Genomic DNA, 18,867 nt, shown 5'->3' on the forward strand with positions numbered 1-18,867 from the left:
ATTTAATTATTATTAAATTAGTTCAATAGGTGAAGTTATGGAATTTGGTGTTTTTATCAGCTATATATTTAAGTTAATTATTAATGTATTTCTATTATTAATTTCTATAAATGTTTATGCAGAAAATAGACCGGGCTTTGTTTGTGGGCAGTTTAATAAGAATATTATAGAAATTCCTAGCGAGTATGTTTTTTTATTTGCTGAATATGAAGGGTATAGTTATTTTGACCCAAGGTTTATTGAAAATAAAAAAGGGTGTGAGGCTAATTTTAGAATTCTGCCAATGAGGATGTCATGGCCAGATTTAAAGCCATTTAGTGAAGTCAGCCATGATGTTAAAATGATAGAAGTCTATGTTGAGCCATTAAATAGTGACCCTGAAAAATATTTCAGTCATAAAAAAAATATATACCTAAATATGGGGAGGCTTAAAAGAAAGGGTGAACTATATTATGATGAGGAATTAGAACTTTATTTTAATGAGGTTTCTATTGAGTTTAAACATATTAATGGTAATAAAGTGGATGTCAATATAATAAAGTATGGTTACTATTGGGATGAAGATAATGGTGAAGTCAATGTTTTAATGGAGTGTTCATGGAGACAGTTAGATGATAGTTATCGGCGTTGTAAATTATTATCATTAATGCCTGAGTTTGGTCTTAAATATAGTGTTTCATTTGAATTTTCAAATCTTGTTAATTGGGAAACTATTCAAGACAAGGTAAGGCTATTTTTATCAGAACGTATTAAAAATTAGGGACTAAAATATGAATATTAATGGTCGTAGGCAGGGGAACTTAGAATTAATATCAACAGATTTATCTAATGCTACCCGAATTTTAATGGTTAGCAAAAGGCCAGAGCTTATGTATGATTATTTAGAAAGTAAAGGAGACCGTTATGCGAAGCTAGCAAATAGTGTGGTTAAAGGTGATTCTCTTTTAGGTGCTTTTGCGATGAATCACTTAGATGAGTTTAAATTAGAAAATGGGGAAAAAATTGAGAATATAGAAGATAAAATTCGATTCAAAATGGCAGAAAGGTATCTTGTCACTCTTTATAGTAGGTTTCATAATGAAGGGTTTATAATAAAAGGAGATATTAATCATGTTGAAGCAATGCAAATTCATAACGATGTTTTTGATAATTTAGATTATTCTAGAGACGCATGGACGTTAAAAATTGTATTTGATGTTATGCCTGAAGAAAATAGGGAAACATATTGGCAAACAGCTTTGAATTCAATAGGAGACACGGAAAAAGAAACATTATTGAGTTTGAACACGATGAGTTTTATGTTGGAGCGCTTAGAGGAGTCTCCAGCAAAAGATCAACCTAAAATTCATAATTGGATGAGAAAAGCCATTGATATTGATAATCTTATAGATGGATTAAATATAACAGCAAAAAAAGCATATAGAGCATTTTTTTCTTCGAAAACTATCGATAACATGCAATATAATAATTATATTCTATATAATACAGGAAACCCTTTAATTGATAGAGGAACAGAGCGTTTTTCATTTTGGGATTATCCTTCACAACATTTAGAATCATTTCAAGTACAAACAGATTGGCGTGGCCAAACGGAATTTACACATAAAAATCTATTGTCTGAATATTATTTAGAAAGACCTGACTATATATTACCAGAAACAGGCTTATTTGATTCACCATCAGTTAATTATCAACCAGATGTTGCTCATTATGATCGTATGATTGATGATTTAAGGGGAAATATGCCATCAATAAACAACAAGTCAACACCTCCAATTAAGTATCCACATAATATGGTAGATAAATCGATATTGGAAAGCACTTATCCAAAATCCGAACCAAATAGGCAATTAGCACCTCGTACAACAAACCTACTTGATAGGTTTAAGGATAATGAAACACCAACAAATTATTATCTAGAACGCCCGAGTGTTGTTCTTCCGGGAACTTCCGGATTTAAAGACTTCCCTACAGATACCATAAGAAATAACCATCATTTTGAAAATATGATTGATAATTTAAGAGACAATATGTCATCAATGAATAATTCAATGGACTCATTTGATGATAAATACTCAATATCCTCAATGCCAAGTATACCTGAATTTAGTTATAGTGGTTATTCTTCTGGAGGATCTTTTAGTTTTAATTAATATTTAAAAAGTCCACTTATAATAAAATAAATTATTTTAATTATTTGTAATCGAATGGTGATTGCTGATGTTTGTTTGTATGTGGGCAATGTTTTTTTACATAATTGTTTTTAAGATTATTGGTTTCTAACTTTATGAATAACAAGGATGTATATGAATTATAAATTAATATTTTTGCTTTCAGTTTTTCTTCTCAGTGCTTGCCAAAATCCTCAAGGAAATAATGTAAAATATAATAAAAATAATATAATTAGTTTTTGTGAAAAAAAAGGTGTTAAAACGCCACGTCTTTTCTTTATGCTACAGATGTTATACTTTTCTGAATCTAAGAATTTAATATTTGATAGAAAAAAATTAGTTATTTTTAAGGGTGAAAAAGATAATAACCCAATATTAGAATTCTTAAAGTATCCAAAGGAAGCATTTGTAAGAAAATTTGGCTATGAAGAAGCTATGGTTTTTTATCGCGAGAATTTGAATGAGATGGGAATGCCATACAATGCTTGGATTTTGGCAGATGTTCTGGATGTTGTTAATGAGAGAAGCAAAGAGACACTATGGCAACAGTTCATTTTTGTGATGAATAACAACGATCCTGCGAAGGAAGCTAAATTATTCATGGTGCTTTGGTATGCAATGGTAAGGGAGGCTTCCAAACCACCATCAGACAAGCAAATTAAAAGCAAAAGATGGCTGGAGAAAATGAGGCGGATTGCTTTAGTTAATAAGCTAGAGAGAAAGTTAGATTTTATGTTTGAAGAAATGATTAATGATTCAACGTTTTATAATAAAAATCGAAGGGGTTCTCATGATATCATTTAAATCTAAATCTATTATTACATTAATTTTTATAATTTCATCATGTTTAAGCCTTTTAAATAAAGGTCATGCTTTTACTGATAAAGACAATATTCAAAAGTTTAATAATTCGAATGATAAATATTTCAGTATTTTTATTTATCTAGAAAAAGAGTTTTTAAATAATCATATGAAGGCACGGGGTGAGTCATTCACCAGTGAAAAACGGAGTCGGTATCAAAAAGAAGTAAAATTAGCATATGGACGAATTATGAAAAATCGCAAAGAAAGTGATAACATCCCAATTGGTGACATTACACATCAAGAATTTATTAAAATAAAAAAAGAAGCGATGTTAAATTCAGGAATTCCATATGAAGGTTGGTTGTTTAAAGATGTATTTGAAGTATTATCTATAGATAAACAGAATAAAATTATAGGGAAACTATTAAATAGCTTTTCTAATAAATCACGTAATGGTGAATCTGCGTTATTTGCTAGCATTTGGCTAGACATGAAAGAAGAAGCCGTGCAATCTGCATCGATAAAACAGCAACAAAGCCAAGCTTGGCTAGAAAAAATGCGGAAGATCCCTTTAGTTATTACATTAGAAGACACGATAAATGAAACAGAGAAATTGTTTAATGAATTCACTTACTAGGGCATATATTAATCAAAACTAGTGAGTCCTATTATGGATGGCCACTTTGCAGGTAAATGGTTTTGTGAACAAGATTAAAGTTCTAATAGCAACTATACGGTTATTACTGTTTATTCAAGCTCCCAGCAATAACCGTTATATTTAAATAAATATAAAATTAATCTAAATAAGCTAATTCAATATTTTGGCAACCCAGTGCCTGTAATGTATTTTCGGTAACATACCAATGTTTGATAATTGCATCTTGCTTTTCAACAAACTTAGCTTGGTCGATGGCGTGAATATCTTTACCTGCAAGGTTAATCATAATTAAAGCGGCTTGCAGTGGCGGTAAACTTGGGTTGAATGCGGCATTTTCTGCGTAGCGGCCTGTAAACAGTGAGCCATCTTTTAACTGTAACGCAATACCTGAATGAGATTGACTATAAGGTGCATGAGATTGGTTTGCAGCCTCAATTGCGGCACTTAATAACCGATCACGGCTTTGGTTTTTATAGCCATGGTCAACAGGGTCGAGTAGTAAAGTAGTAATGTTTAAGTCAGACGGCCCAAATGAGTCGGGTAAATAGTGGTGTAGTACTGCGGGTGTGCGGCCTGGTAAATTCACCATAATTTTACCACCTTCACGTAATTCATTCATAAATTGGCGGCAGTGGCCACAAGGTGTGTAATTCACAGTAATTGAGGTAATCTGCGTTTCACCTTTCATCCAAGAGTGTGTCACTGCACACTGTTCTGCATGGATCACTTGGCCCATTGATACATGGCTAAATTCCATATTGGCACCAAAATACAAGTTACCACTTGCCCCACGAGCGATTGCACCCACGTTAAAATGGGAAATAGGCGTAACGGCATAGGCAGCAGCGAAAGGCAATAATGCAAAGGCTAACTCAGCGTCGTCTACACTTGTTTCAGCTTTAATTTGTTCAACTTGTTCAGCCGTTAACACGCCTTGGAAATCAGATTTATCAATGATAGGTCTAAGTACTGACTGTAACTTTTCTGGAAGCTCGGCCCAAGCGGCCTTAAATCTTGAATGCATGAGTTACTCTCCCTATTTAATTATTTTTATTCTATTCAATAATACGTAGAACTATATGTGATCATTATCACCATTCTAAATGAAATTTATGAAACATATTCTTTTGTTGTGAGATATATCTCATGTTTTGTTGGCGTGCACATGAGTAAGAGGCTAATGAACTCCTCTTACTCATATGCTTGGTTATTGGCTTAGTGAATTAAGCTTAGCTAAAAAGATGTAAAATGACAGGGAATATAAACGGGGCAATAAGTGAGGTGATAACCCCGCAGGTCATTAATGCAAGGGAGCTATAAGCACCTTCAATGTAATTCACTTCGGCACAGCGGGCAGTGCCTAGGGCGTGGGAAGCAGTTCCCATCGCGAGCCCTCTTGAGGCGTGGGTTCGTACACGCAGTACATCAAATAAGCTATGGCCAAACATGGCGCCTAAGATCCCAACAAACAACACGCAAGCGGCACTAATCGCAGGGATCCCACCAACAGAATCAGCGACAGCCATCGCAATAGGGGTAGTTACAGATTTAGGTAAAATAGAACCCGCGATATCCGGGGTTGCCCCCAACCATAATGCGATAGCAGCACCGCTGAACATGGCCACTAAACTACCTGCAAAACAAATACTTAATAAAGATTTCCACTGGGCTCGAATTTGGTGCATTTGTTCGTAAAGTGGAAAAGCGAGCGCAACGACTGCGGGTTGTAGCAAATCATTGAGTATTTTGCTACCTGCAAAATAGTGCTCATAAGAAGTATTTGTGACGACCAATAGCGCAATCAATACCGCAATAGTAATTAATAGTGGGTTTAAAATCGGTAACTTAAATGTGGTCGACAACTTACGAGCCAAATAAAACACAACAATAGTCAGCGGCAATGACCACCAAATATGTTCTAACATTATTCATTCCCCTTAGTTTTATCATCATTAATGACCGAAGAAATTGGGTCTTCGGGGGGGAAAGGAACGTCATCAGGTTGAGCCCCAACGACAGGGCGTTCCTTATGAATATAGTTGGAACTGATGGCGACAACGACCATAACGATTAAGGTACTAACCACACAGGAAACGATAATAGGAACCATTTGTTGGCTAATTAATTCATAGTAATTCATTATGCCAACACCAATAGGAACAAACAGGATGGTCATGTTTTTCAACAAAATGCTGCAACCGGGTTGTGCCCACTTCGCGGGGATAATTTGTAACGCAAGCAATATGAATAAAATTAACATGCCGACAATGCTGCCGGGGATGGAGAATGGAAGTAGTGTTGATATAAGGTTTCCAATAATCAGGCAAAGGTAGAGTATTGCGAAAGCTCGCAAATACTGCCATCCCGTTATCAGTACCTGTTTAAATGACATGAGATTGGTCCTGTAATGTAATATCTATTCATCATACAATTAACTTTATTATTGTGCTACCGATCACAATAAAAAGCCAATAAAAAATGGAGAGTCTTTAACCCTCCATTTTTGATGAATAGCAACTCAATTTAATGCGTTGTTATTTAACTTGCATACCGGGCTGTGCGCCACTGTCAGGGCTGAGTAAGAAGATATCTTTACCGCCAGGGCCTGCAGCCATTACCATACCTTCTGAAATGCCAAAACGCATTTTACGTGGTGCGAGATTAGCAACCATCACCGTCAAACGGCCTTCTAATGCTTTCGGGTCTGGATAAGCGGAGCGAATGCCAGAAAATACTTGGCGCGTTTCACCACCGATATCTAATTGTAATTTCAGCAGTTTGTCTGAACCTTCAACAAAATCAGCTTGCTTGATTAATGCAATTCGTAGGTCAATTTTCGCAAAATCATCAAAAGTGATGGTTTCTTGAATTGGGTCGTCAGCGAGTGGCCCGGTGAGTTGTTGTACTGGTTTAATGCTCTCTTTTGAAGCTTCAACCATTGCATCCACTTTTGCCATTTCAATGCGGTTAAACAGCGCTTTGAACGGAGCGACGCTGTGGTTCAATAACGGGGTACTAATCGCATCCCATGACAGTTCACTATTTAAGAAGGCTTCAGCACGCTCAGTGAGGCCGGGTAAAACCGGCTTCAGGTAAGTCATCAGAACGCGGAACAAGTTGATGCCCATCGAGCAAATGTCTTGCAGTTCTTGATCTTTACCTTCTTGTTTTGCCACAACCCAAGGGGCTTTTTCATCAACATAGCGGTTTGCGATATCGGCTAATGCCATAATTTCACGGATCGCTTTGTTATACTCACGATTGCTGAAATCTTCGCCAATAACGTTAGCAGCATCAATAAATTGTTGGTATAGCTCAGGCTCAGCCAGATTTGCCGATAATTTGCCATCGAAGCGTTTAGCAATAAAGCCCGCATTACGTGATGCCAAGTTAACCACTTTATTGACGATGTCGCTGTTGACGCGCTGTACGAAATCTTCCAAATTAAAATCGATATCATCAATACGAGAAGACAGTTTTGCAGCATAGTAATAGCGCAAGCAGTCAGCATCTAAATGATCTAAATACGAACGGGCGGTAATGAATGTTCCGCGAGATTTAGACATTTTTGCACCGTTGACGGTGACATAACCATGCACAAATAGATTTGTCGGTTTACGGTACTGGCTACCTTCTAACATTGCAGGCCAGAACAGGCTATGGAAGTACACGATATCTTTACCGATAAAGTGGTAAAGATCTGTTTTCGAGTCTTTATTCCAAAACTCGTCAAAGTCGAGGTCGCCGCGTTTGTCACACAGGTTTTTAAAGGAGCCCATGTAACCGATAGGGGCATCTAACCAGACATAGAAATATTTACCCGGCGCATCTGGAATTTCAAAACCGAAATAAGGTGCATCACGGGTGATATCCCATTGTTGTAGGCCTGATTCGAACCATTCTTGCATTTTGTTGGCGACTTGTTCTTGCAGTGCGCCTGAGCGAGTCCACGCTTGAAGCATGTCGCTAAATGCAGGAAGATCAAAGAAAAAGTGTTCTGAATCACGCATGACAGGTGTGGCGCCAGAAATCACTGAACGTGGGTTAATCAGCTCTGTTGGGCTATAGGTTGCGCTACACACTTCACAGTTATCACCGTATTGATCTTCGGCTTTACATTTTGGACAAGTGCCTTTAACGAAGCGATCCGGTAAAAACATGCCTTTTTCTGGGTCGAAAAGCTGTGAAATAGTGCGGTTTTTAATAAAACCGTTATTTTTCAGTTTCCCGTAAATCAGCTCTGATAAAACTTTGTTTTCTTCACTGTGTGTGGAGTGGTAGTTATCATAACTAATGGCGAAACCAGCAAAATCGTTCTGATGCTCTTGATTCACTGCCGCAATCATCTCTTCTGGCGTTACGCCAAGCTGTTGAGCTTTAAGCATGATTGGAGTTCCGTGCGCGTCATCGGCACAGATAAAGTGAACCTCTTTGCCGCGCATTCGCTGATAACGGACCCAAATATCAGCCTGAATGTGTTCCAGGATATGACCAAGATGGATTGAACCGTTAGCATAGGGTAACGCACAGGTTACCAGTAATTTATTCGCGACTTGAGACATAGTAACTTTCTTACTTCCATTATTTGAAAAGGGTCTTTGATGTTAACCGATCAAAACCATCGCTGCTAGGGGTATAAAATATTAATTGGAAATTTGTTTGAAAAAGAATTTTTACCTCTTCGTGGCTTTTCCTATCTCGATATAATAACTTTCTTCTTGTTCTCTGTTATGATTAATCTCAGTCAAAGTATATCCGCCCAATTTTCTGTAACTTATTCTAGGATATACATAGTTCAAAAATATAAATAAAGGAGCCGGGATGAACGATAAATCCCCCGAGCAGAACAAACCAGAACTGCTGACTGAACAAGTCTCCAAAGTTTTGGCTTCATTTACACACCCAACACTGCAACGTAATTTGGTTTCTATCAAAGCGTTACATCATTGTGCAATGTTGGACAACGTGCTGCATGTCGAATTAGTAATGCCATTCGTTTGGAAAGGGCCGTTTCAAACTTTAATTAGTGAAAAAACCGCTGAATTAAAGCAACAAACAGGGGCTCATGCTGTTGAATGGAAACTGCGCCATGATATCACCACATTAAAACGTGCGAATGATTTGCCGGGTATTAATGGTGTTCGTAATATCTTAGCCGTCAGTTCAGGTAAAGGTGGTGTCGGTAAATCCAGTACTTCTGTGAACTTAGCGCTCGCGCTGGCGCAAGAAGGGGCAAAAGTCGGTATCTTGGATGCGGATATTTACGGCCCATCAATTCCAAACATGTTAGGCACTACCTTAGAGCGCCCAACCTCTCCAGATGGTCAGCACATGGCGCCAATTATGGCGTATGGCTTGGCAACCAACTCCATCGGTTACTTAGTAACGGATGACAACGCCATGGTTTGGCGTGGCCCAATGGCAAGTAAAGCATTAATGCAAATGCTACAGGACACGTTATGGCCTGATTTGGATTACTTAGTTATCGATATGCCACCAGGAACAGGTGACATCCAATTAACACTTTCCCAAAACATCCCTGTAACAGGGGCGGTGGTGGTGACAACACCACAAGATATCGCCTTGGTTGATGCCATGAAAGGCATCGTGATGTTTAAGAAAGTCAATGTCCCAGTACTGGGTGTCGTTGAAAACATGAGCGCGCATATTTGCAGTAATTGTGGCCATGTTGAGCCGATTTTCGGTACCGGTGGTGCTGAGAAATTAGCCGAGAAATACCATACTAAATTATTGGGGCAGGTGCCTCTGCATATCTCTTTACGTGAAGACCTTGACCGTGGCCAGCCTACTGTCATGCGTGATCCAGAAGGTGAATTTGCAGATATCTACCGTGAAATTGCTTCAGGTATTTCAGCCTTGATGTATTGGGAAGGGGATAAGATCCCAACAGAAATTTCTTTCCGTGCTGTTTAACTGGTTGCAGCTTAATTAGTTATAGAGCAAAAAGGCTATTTAGTTTTACCACTAGATAGCCTTATTTATTGTTGATGCTTTTCTTTACTAAACACGTTTCTTTTAACCTTCTATTTTTCTGAATTGTTCGCGGAACATTTCTTTATTGAGTCATGTTCGCGTAGAATAGCCACATCTTTTATTTAATCAGTTTTCTTTCTACGGGTAACCCGAAAAGGTGACTATGAAATTTTTAATTTTTATTGTTGTCGTGGTGCTGATCGTTATTTATTTTTATAACCGTATCGTTGCATTGCGAGAAGCTGTTATTTCGAGTGAAACAGAGATTTCAGTTCAATTAGATCGTCGTGGAAAAGTATTTGATAGCTTATTAGCAACAGTTAAAAAATATTTAAGCCATGAAACCGAAGTGTTCAGTAAAATTACTGAGCTACGGACGCAAGCACAAAATGCGACAGGGGATAAAGCCCGTGAAGCCGAAGATGCGCTTTCAAAAATGGTGACTAGTGGGGCGATTAATGTCGCAGTTGAAGCTTATCCTGAGCTAAAATCTGATGCCATTATGGCAAATTTACAAGAAGAAATTGTTTCTTCAGAAAATAAATTGTCATTTGCTAAACGTGGTTATAACCGTTCATTAGAAACTTATAATGCGTATATTGCTTCTATGCCAGCAGCGCTAATTGTTGGCATTATTCCTAGCTTAAAAATTTCAAAGGAATATTGGCGTCTTGATGAAGAAACCATTAAGACTGAGGAATCTCGTCGTATTAATTTCGATTAAAAAGCGCTTAGCCTTTGAAGTGATAAATCATCGGAATGCCTTATGGTGTTCCGATATTTTATGAGCGGTAGATAACAGGTCACATTATGGATTTTAGAAACGTCATTCGTAAAAATAATATTCGTACACGTTTGGTGGTGATGAGCTATATTTTTTTAATGCTAATCATTGGCTTACTGGCTGATGTTGCAACGCATCCAAATGAGCAATTGGATTTAGTCGATAATGCAATGATGTTTGTGACATTCCATGAATTACCTATCGCTACTTTTATTGTTTTAGGCTTAACTTTCCTTGGGTTAGTTTATATTCATTTTAGAGGCCATAAAATGATGTTAGCAGGGATGAATGCCAGAGAAATCACCCAAGAAAATGCGAACAGTCCCCAAGAGAAGCAACTTTTCAATATTATTGAAGAATTAAGTTTAAGTGCCAGTTTAGGCTATATTCCCCGTTTATATATTTTAGAAACGGATGAACCGAATGCTTTTGCCGCAGGATGGAATAATCGAAATGCACTTGTGGGAGTGACAAGAGGCTTATTGCAAACGCTTAATCGACAAGAGGTTCAAGCGGTTCTTGCTCATGAAGTTGGCCATATTATTCATGGTGATTCGAAATTAACCTTGTATGTTGGCATTTTGGCCAACGTGATTTTAACCGTGACTAATTTATTTAGTCAGATTTTTATTCGTACGGCAGGGCGCAGCCGCAATAATGCCGCGAATAAAGCGCAAATGATCCTATTAGTTCTGAATTTTGTTTTACCGTGGATAACACAAATCCTCTATTTTTATTTATCTCGTACCCGTGAATATATGGCAGATGCCGCAGCGGTGGATTTGACCTCAGATAACCAAGCCATGATAAGCGCACTGAAAAAAATCTCAGGTAACCATGAAACCCATGAATATGATAACAGCACGACTGGGCAAGCTTACCGAAAAGCCGCTTATATTTTTAATAAAGGGGATTCTGTGTTTTCAACCCACCCCTCGATTGAAAATCGCATTGCAGTATTAGAAGGAAAAAAACAGTTTTAGTGTATAAATGACATTTTGTACGCTTTGATTTACGGCATTTCCTCTCAAATGGGTGTTTTTTTAGCGAACTTTGTTGAGGTATGCTGGAACAACACGCCATTACCCCCTATAATTCCGCCAACATGACATTTTACTGTTGTGTATTTTCATTTCTAATATTCAACCAGGTTATCATTTTATGACTGACATAGCGCATCACTGTACCATTGTAGGTATATCGGGAGCCTCTGCATCTGGCAAAAGCTTAATTGCAAGCACGTTATACCGTGAGTTAAGAGAACAGGTCGGTGATCATAATATCGGTGTTATCCCAGAAGATTGCTATTACAAAGACCAAACCGAGATCCCAATGGAAGAACGCCTTAAGGTAAATTATGACCATCCCAACTCGATGGACCACAGTTTGCTTTATGAACATCTTAAATCACTGAAAAGTGGTCAAGCAGTAGAAATTCCACAATACGACTATGTCGCTCATACACGAAAACAAAAAACCATCACGTTTAAACCTAAAAAAGTCATTATCATTGAAGGTATCTTGTTATTAACAGATAAACGTTTACGTGGTGAAATGGATTTTTCTATTTTCGTTGATACACCGCTCGATATTTGCTTGATGCGCCGTATTAAACGTGATGTAAATGAAAGGGGCAGAACGCTTGATTCCGTTATTGACCAATATAATAAAACGGTTCGCCCAATGTTTTTGCAATTTATTGAGCCATCAAAGCAATATGCCGATATCATTGTACCGCGCGGGGGGAAAAACCGTGTAGCGATTGATATCTTGAAAGCGAAAATTGGCGAATTCTGTCAAGATTAAACCGCGCAGAAATTAAAATAATGAAGGGGGAAACAACCATGCGTCTTTGTGACCGCGATATTATTCAATGGATGGATGATGGTAAATTAGTGATTAGCCCACGCCCACCAGTTGAACGAATCAATGGTGCAACTGCAGATGTTCGTTTAGGAAATCAATTCCGCGTTTTTCGAGGACACACGGCTGCATTTATTGACCTTAGTGGCCCTAAAGATGAGGTTAATGCGGCATTAGATCGTGTCATGAGCGATGAAATTGTTCTTGATGAAGATGAGCCATTTTTTCTGCACCCAGGAGAATTAGCACTTGCAGTGACGCTTGAGTCTGTTACGCTCCCTGATAACCTTGTAGGTTGGTTAGATGGGCGTTCTTCATTAGCGAGATTAGGTTTGATGGTGCACGTAACCGCACATCGAATTGACCCCGGCTGGCATGGTCAAATCGTGCTAGAATTCTACAATTCAGGTAAATTGCCGTTAGCGTTGCGTCCTGGTATGGTGATTGGTGCCTTAAGCTTTGAGCCGTTATCTGGTAGTGCTGATCGCCCCTATAATAGCCGGCAAGATGCTAAATATAAAAACCAACAAGGTGCTGTTGGTAGCCGTATCAGCGAAGACTGATAACCGGTGAACTTTGCGGAAATTGTTGCGTTTTAATGGATATTAAATAGGTAATTTCCGCCCATTTTCAGGGATAGGTGTGAGTTCATTTTTGTGGCGAGCGCAAGCGGAATTAAAGAGAGGGAAGGATGAAACGTTTTTTGACGACACTGATTATTTTACTTGTGGTGATTGTCGCTGGGCTAACAACACTTGTAATGCTCGTGAACCCGAACGATTTTCGTCATTATCTTGTTGAACAAGTAGAGAAAAAAAGTGGTTATCAACTCGAGTTCAACGGCGACATGCGTTGGCATGTATGGCCAACTTTAAGCATTATTACTGGGCCAGTTTCCCTTACCGCACCGAATGCCGCTAAGCCTATTCTAAGTGCCGATAATATGCGTTTAGATGTTGAATTATGGCCACTCATTTCCCATAAGCTTTCTGTTGAGCAAATTGTTATCGATGGCGCTGTTATCCGAAAAACGCCAGAGAGCGAAATCCAAACTCACCATAACGCTCCTGTAGCACCAGGTGGTGCGCCGACAGCAGCGGCTTCACAAGATAAAAGTAGCTGGTTATTAGATATAGAAAAAATTAATATTTCTAATAGTTTAGTTATTTGGCAAACAGCTAAAGATGAATTTAACCTGCGTAATATTGATTTATCACTGAAGAAAAATGATAAAAATCAGGTAGCGGTTAAATTCAGTGGAAATCTGAATAAAAACCAACAAGAGTTTGTATTTAATTTACGTGCGGATGTTAACTTATCCGATATTAATCAAAAAATTAGTGGGGCGTTAACTCAATTCGACTATAAATTGAGTGGTGTCGATTTACCTGAAAGTGGGATTGAAGGGCAAATAACGGGTGATTTTCTATATACCAAAGGGAAGGTGGAAAGTGCGAGTTTAAGCAAGCTGGCAATAACGGCCAATGAAAGCGCCTTATCAGGGGATGCCAGTATCCAATTAACAGACACACCGCAAATTGTTATTAAACTAGCCGCAGATAAACTGGATTTAGATAACTTATTAGGCACCGCTTCGGCAAATATTAATTCAGAAATAGAAACGAATAATAACCGCGTTGGTGTTAAACCTGTGATTTCAGGCTCTAATCCTCAGCAGTATGACTTATCAGGGTTAAAGACTTTTACCGCGAATATTAGCCTAGGGATAAATCATTTGATTTATCGTGGAATGATAGTAAACGACGTCATTTTTGAGGCGCAGAACCAAACACCACGCCTGACCGTTTCAAAATTACAAGGCAAAGCCTTTGGTGGTGATTTTTCATTGCCTGTGACGTTTAATTACAGCTCAACGCCTGCTTATGTTTCAGCAAAACCAGATCTAAAAAATATCGACCTAACACCGTTATTAAATGCTTTCAATATGCCACAAAAACTAAGCGGGGTTATTTCACTCAATGCTGCGTTATCCGGTGTTGGTTATGACGATTATGCAGTGAAAAACCAATGGCAAGGGCCGGTTAATTTTGAACTAAGAAACGCAAAATTACAGGGGCTGAATATTCCGCTATTAATTCAGCAATCCGTTTCCAGAGTAACCAATAAGATTAATGCACCCGTCAATTCGGGAAATTTCACTGAGGTTGATTCCTTCACTGTGACAGGAAAATTAAATAAAGGTAATTTGAATATTTCCTCTATGAATGCGGTCTCACCCTTAGTTAACATTAGCGGACAAGGTCGGATGAATATTCCTAATGAAACCATTGATGTCAATTTAGGGGTTAATATTTCTAATGGATGGGGCGGTGATTCACGTTTAGTTCAACAGTTGCAAGCTATGACTATTCCTCTGCGAATTTATGGCAGCTGGCACAATTTAAAATACCAATTAGATGTGGAAAAACTACTGCGTAATGAGTTACGGACGCAAGCTAAAGAAGCTATTGGTAACTTCCTAAAGAAAGAAGAAAATAAAGGGCTCAATGATTTATTGAATTCATTGTGAAGATAAATTTATGCTTTATATATGAATAGTATAAAAATGGAGCCGCTTAAAATAAGTGGCTCCATTTGATGGTAATAATTTATAATTCAAATTTGGATAGTGTTTTTTTGCCCATCAGAAGGTTATCATGTTTTTCACTATTATCTATGTAAGTTTGGTGAGTCTGATTCATTCTGACATTATCTTGTTTTTTTAACTTTGCTATCTGAGCCTCCACGTTTTTTACTTGACCTGGTGCACGATCGAGTGTTTTTTGCTTCGAACTATGATGCTTGTATGAAGAGCTATTTAACAGCTTTTGATATTTAAAGATGTCTTTTTGTATAGTATCTAATCTGTCCCCAAAATCTTTGATATTATCCTTAGAGAATGCCCCATTTTCTTTGTTGTTTTTAAAATCGTTAATTTTTGAAGTAATATCACTTAACAGCTTTGTAATGGCATTATTCAGTTGTTTAACATCTTTTTTATTAACGGTTTTTTCTGATGTAGTAACAGGACATTTTTGATTATTGTTACTAACGTTGTTAGTATGTCCACTTATACCTTTCGATGAATTACTTGTATTTCTATTTACATTCTGGATATTTGTATTTTGTTGAGGAGTTTTAATTTTCATAACATGGCCTTTATTAAAGTTAATTGTATTTTACTGGTCGAATTATTCAGTGTTTCAATGTTATTATCTTTAATAAAACGCTACTGTTTTTATTGTTAATGGTTAAAGGGATAATATCTGCGGTTTTTAGGCAAAAAAATACCAGCCATATAGGCTGGTACTTAGTCAAAAAGCACGTGCTAATTAGTCATCTTCAAACTCATAACCATCCCCTTCAGGGGCTGGTGGAGTGATTAACACTTTATTGACGCGGTGGCTGTTAACCTCAAGAGGTTGGAAGATACAACCATTGATGGTGACCTGTTCCCCCACTTCTGGAACGCGCTGTAAGTGCTCCATTAAAAGACCTGCAATAGTTTCATATTCACGCTTATCGTCTAATTCCATCGGGATAAACATGATCAAGTCTTCAAGTGGCATAAAACCATTGGCAATCCAGGTACCGTCATCCAGTTTTTGAATGTCGTGGCGAGAGTCATTTTCTTCATCACCCACTGGCAAGTTACCTGCGATGGTTTCCATTACGTCGGTCAATGTCACGATACCTTCGATAGAACCAAACTCATCGACAACGAAGGCAAAGTGAGTATGCGCCTTACGGAACTGCTCTAACGCTTTTAATAGTGATAACCCTTCAGGGAATATTAATGGTTGGGTAATTAGCGCACGTAAGTTTAATGGCTGGCCTTTTAATTGCTGCTTAACCAAATCCATCACATGCACAACACCGACAGGTTCATCGCTGATAGTTTCATCGATGACAACTAAACGTGAGTGTGGGTTCTTCTCCATTAATTGCAGTAAATCTGCAGAAGATTTATTAATGTCGAGATAGTCCACATCATGGCGCGAAGTCATGATGCTTTCAACGTTGCGCTGGGCCATGCCAAGTACGCGAGCAATCATCAAACGTTCTTGAGGGTCAAAAACCGATTGATTATCTGCGATAAGGTTTGAGGTGTGAGGGTCTAATTCCCCACGCTCATTATTACCGCTAAGAATACGTAATACTGCTTCTGCCGTACGTTCACGTAGTGGGCGAGAGCCTGTTAGGAACTTACGACGGTTAAATTGGGCAAATTGGTTTAAGACTTCAATCATGATAGAGAAGCCAATTGCAGCGTATAGATAACCTTTAGGAATGGCATAACCAAAACCTTCGGCAACTAAGCTGAAACCAATCATTAGTAAGAAGCTTAAACACAGTATGACAATGGTTGGGTGCTGGTTAACAAAGCTAGTTAACGGTTTACTTGCCCAAATCATTAATGCCATTGCAATGGTTACAGCAGCAATCATTACACCGATATGGTCAACCATACCGACAGCGGTGATCACAGAGTCCAATGAGAATACGGCATCAAGAACAATAATTTGTGCAACAACAGCCCAGAAATTCGATGTCTTTCTTTGGGTATTGGTGTGTTCGTCTTTCCCCTCCAACCGCTCGTTTAACTCCATTGTGGCTTTAAACAAGAGGAATAAACCACCCACTAACATGATCAAGTCTCGAGCACTAAAGGCGTGATCAAAGAGAGTTAATATTGGTTTCGTGAGGGTAATGAGCCATGACAGGCTAAATAGAAGAACTACACGCATAATCAGGGCTAATAAAAGTCCAGTTACACGGGCTCTATCACGCAGCTTTGGCGGGAGCTTATCGGCCAGAATGGCGATGAAGACGAGGTTATCAATACCAAGAACGATTTCTAGAACGATAAGGGTAGCGAGGCCCGCCCAAATCGAAGGATCTGCGATCCATTCCATACAGTTTGTTTTACCTTCTGATATGACGGCTTATACCGACGAATGAATAATGCGGTTTGTTGAATGAAATATCAATAAAAAATCACGTTAATTGGACAATTCTTGACAAAAATGGCCTTGTATACGTCATCGATTGCATCAATAACTACCATGCTGTCCAATCCTAGGTTAATATGTGATCCCGTTAACAGAATGTCAGCACGGTCGAGGCTGACTTAGTCCTAATCAGACAGGAGTTGTTCATGTCAAAGCAGCAGATTGGTGTTGTCGGAATGGCAGTCATGGGGCGTAACCTTGCGCTCAATATTGAAAGCCGTGGTTACTCAGTGTCTATCTTTAATCGTTCTAAAGATAAAACAGACGAAGTGATTGCCGAAAATCCAGGGAAAAAATTAGTTCCCAACTATACGATTGAAGAGTTTGTTGACTCTCTGGAAAAACCTCGCCGCATCTTGTTGATGGTAAAAGCGGGTGAAGCAACGGACAAAACAATTGCCTCGCTGACTCCTCATCTGGACAAAGGGGATATCTTAATTGACGGTGGTAATACCTTATTCACTGATACTATCCGTCGTAATCGTGAATTATCCGAGCAAGGTTTTAATTTCATCGGTACTGGTGTTTCTGGTGGTGAAGAAGGCGCACTGAAAGGCCCTTCAATTATGCCAGGTGGCCAAAAAGAAGCTTATGAATTAGTTGCGCCAATCTTAAGAGAAATTGCAGCGCAAGCGGAAGGCGAACCTTGTGTGACCTACATTGGTGCAGACGGTGCGGGCCACTATGTGAAAATGGTTCACAATGGTATCGAATATGGTGACATGCAGTTAATCGCAGAAGCCTATTCATTACTAAAAGGGTCATTGAACCTCAGTAACGAAGAATTAGCGGGCATCTTTGCTGAGTGGAACAAAGGTGAACTGAGCAGCTATTTAATTGAAATCACTGCAGATATCTTCAAGAAAAAAGATGAAGAGGGGAAATATCTGGTTGACGTGATCCTCGATGAAGCTGCTAATAAAGGTACTGGTAAATGGACTAGCCAGAGTGCGCTGGATTTAAGTATCCCTCTAACTTTAATTACTGAATCTGTCTTTGCGCGTTATATTTCTTTCTTAAAAGATCAGCGTGTTGCGGCATCCAAAGTATTAACGGGTCCAACCTTGAAAGCCGTTGAAGGCGATAAAAAAGACTTTATTGAAAAAGTTCGCCGTGCGCTGTATTTAGGTAAAATTGTGTCTTATGCACAAGGCTTCCAACAGCTGAAAGCGGCATCGGAAGAATATAACTGGGATTTAAACTACGGTGAAATTGCAAAAATCTTCCGTGCAGGTTGTATTATTCGTGCGCAGTTCCTGCAAAAAATTACGGACGCGTATAACCAAGATGCGAAAATTGCCAATTTACTGTTAGCGCCATACTTCAAACAAATTGCTGATGAATATCAGCAAGCACTGCGTGATGTTGTTTGCTACGGCGTACAAAATGGTATCCCAACACCAACATTCTCCGCGGCTATTTCTTATTATGATAGCTACCGTTCAGCGGTATTGCCTGCAAACTTAATCCAAGCACAGCGTGACTACTTCGGTGCTCACACTTATAAGCGTACTGATAAAGACGGTGTTTTCCATACTGAGTGGATGGAATAAAATTCGTTATCATTAATCTTTGATAACC

At 38.6% G+C, this 18,867-nt stretch carries 17 protein-coding genes; 11 read left to right on the forward strand and 6 right to left on the reverse strand.

Annotated features, from left to right (window positions below; translation table 11 throughout):
* Positions 1-37 precede the first annotated feature (37 nt).
* The 4 genes from CYG50_RS04235 (at position 38) to CYG50_RS04250 (ending at position 3,612) form a co-directional block, all read left to right on the forward strand.
* A complete protein-coding gene (locus tag CYG50_RS04235) occupies positions 38-760 on the forward strand; it encodes a hypothetical protein (RefSeq protein WP_232368199.1) in 723 nt (240 codons plus the stop codon).
* Between the two features lie 10 nt (positions 761-770).
* On the forward strand, positions 771-2,153 hold the full coding sequence (locus tag CYG50_RS04240) for a serine protease (protein WP_102138394.1): 1,383 nt from the start codon (positions 771-773) through the stop codon (positions 2,151-2,153).
* Positions 2,154-2,306: 153 nt separating this feature from the next.
* Positions 2,307-2,975, forward strand: coding sequence for a hypothetical protein (locus tag CYG50_RS04245; protein WP_102138395.1), 669 nt, complete (start codon positions 2,307-2,309; stop codon positions 2,973-2,975).
* Positions 2,962-3,612 carry a hypothetical protein gene (locus CYG50_RS04250; RefSeq protein ID WP_102138396.1) on the forward strand — a complete coding sequence of 217 codons (651 nt, stop codon included), beginning with the start codon at positions 2,962-2,964 and terminating at the stop codon, positions 3,610-3,612. The genes CYG50_RS04245 and CYG50_RS04250 overlap by 14 nt, the downstream gene beginning before the upstream one ends.
* Before the next feature lie 157 nt (positions 3,613-3,769).
* Here the strand turns inward: CYG50_RS04250 and cdd are convergent, their stop codons facing one another.
* The 4 genes from cdd to metG all read right to left on the reverse strand — a co-directional run bounded on the left by cdd (position 3,770) and on the right by metG (position 8,195).
* Positions 3,770-4,657 (reverse strand): cytidine deaminase, encoded by an 888-nt coding sequence (cdd, locus tag CYG50_RS04255; RefSeq protein ID WP_102138397.1) that lies wholly within the window; start codon positions 4,655-4,657, stop codon positions 3,770-3,772.
* Positions 4,658-4,862: 205 nt separating this feature from the next.
* A complete protein-coding gene (locus tag CYG50_RS04260; RefSeq protein WP_102138398.1) occupies positions 4,863-5,558 on the reverse strand; it encodes a CidB/LrgB family autolysis modulator in 696 nt (231 codons plus the stop codon).
* The gene (locus CYG50_RS04265; protein ID WP_102138399.1) at positions 5,558-6,025 is read right to left on the reverse strand and encodes a CidA/LrgA family protein; all 468 of its coding nucleotides are present in this window, start codon (positions 6,023-6,025) and stop codon (positions 5,558-5,560) included. The genes CYG50_RS04260 and CYG50_RS04265 overlap by 1 nt, the downstream gene beginning before the upstream one ends.
* Before the next feature lie 142 nt (positions 6,026-6,167).
* Complete coding sequence (metG, locus tag CYG50_RS04270; protein WP_102138400.1) at positions 6,168-8,195, reverse strand: methionine--tRNA ligase; 2,028 nt, start codon at positions 8,193-8,195, stop codon at positions 6,168-6,170.
* A gap of 259 nt (positions 8,196-8,454) precedes the next feature.
* Here metG and apbC point away from each other — a divergent pair, with 259 nt between their 5' ends.
* The 6 genes from apbC (at position 8,455) to asmA (ending at position 14,804) form a co-directional block, all read left to right on the forward strand.
* On the forward strand, positions 8,455-9,567 hold the full coding sequence (apbC, locus tag CYG50_RS04275) for an iron-sulfur cluster carrier protein ApbC (RefSeq protein WP_102138401.1): 1,113 nt from the start codon (positions 8,455-8,457) through the stop codon (positions 9,565-9,567).
* Between the two features lie 223 nt (positions 9,568-9,790).
* Positions 9,791-10,351, forward strand: a complete 561-nt coding sequence (locus CYG50_RS04280) for a LemA family protein (protein ID WP_004909264.1) — start codon at positions 9,791-9,793, stop codon at positions 10,349-10,351.
* Positions 10,352-10,437: 86 nt separating this feature from the next.
* Positions 10,438-11,394, forward strand: coding sequence for a zinc metalloprotease HtpX (gene htpX, locus CYG50_RS04285; RefSeq protein WP_102138402.1), 957 nt, complete (start codon positions 10,438-10,440; stop codon positions 11,392-11,394).
* Between the two features lie 178 nt (positions 11,395-11,572).
* Positions 11,573-12,217 (forward strand): uridine kinase, encoded by a 645-nt coding sequence (gene udk / locus CYG50_RS04290; protein ID WP_102138403.1) that lies wholly within the window; start codon positions 11,573-11,575, stop codon positions 12,215-12,217.
* Between the two features lie 38 nt (positions 12,218-12,255).
* Entirely contained in the window at positions 12,256-12,837 is a 582-nt protein-coding gene (gene dcd / locus CYG50_RS04295) for a dCTP deaminase (protein WP_004909269.1), read from the forward strand.
* 128 nt (positions 12,838-12,965) lie between these two features.
* On the forward strand, positions 12,966-14,804 hold the full coding sequence (asmA, locus tag CYG50_RS04300) for an outer membrane assembly protein AsmA (protein ID WP_102138404.1): 1,839 nt from the start codon (positions 12,966-12,968) through the stop codon (positions 14,802-14,804).
* Positions 14,805-14,883: 79 nt separating this feature from the next.
* Here asmA and CYG50_RS04305 read toward each other — a convergent pair whose 3' ends face one another.
* Both CYG50_RS04305 and CYG50_RS04310 read right to left on the reverse strand, forming a co-directional pair.
* Positions 14,884-15,423 carry a hypothetical protein gene (locus CYG50_RS04305; RefSeq protein WP_102138405.1) on the reverse strand — a complete coding sequence of 180 codons (540 nt, stop codon included), beginning with the start codon at positions 15,421-15,423 and terminating at the stop codon, positions 14,884-14,886.
* Positions 15,424-15,606: 183 nt separating this feature from the next.
* Positions 15,607-17,190: a TerC family protein gene (locus tag CYG50_RS04310; protein WP_102138406.1), complete on the reverse strand. Its 1,584-nt coding sequence runs from the start codon at positions 17,188-17,190 to the stop codon at positions 15,607-15,609.
* Between the two features lie 242 nt (positions 17,191-17,432).
* On the opposite strand from CYG50_RS04310, the gene gnd reads away from it, so the two are divergent.
* The gene (gene gnd / locus CYG50_RS04315) at positions 17,433-18,839 is read left to right on the forward strand and encodes an NADP-dependent phosphogluconate dehydrogenase (protein ID WP_102138407.1); all 1,407 of its coding nucleotides are present in this window, start codon (positions 17,433-17,435) and stop codon (positions 18,837-18,839) included.
* The last annotated feature ends 28 nt before the right edge of the window (positions 18,840-18,867 follow it).

This window comes from Providencia huaxiensis (genome assembly GCF_002843235.3).
Classification (GTDB): domain Bacteria; phylum Pseudomonadota; class Gammaproteobacteria; order Enterobacterales; family Enterobacteriaceae; genus Providencia; species Providencia huaxiensis.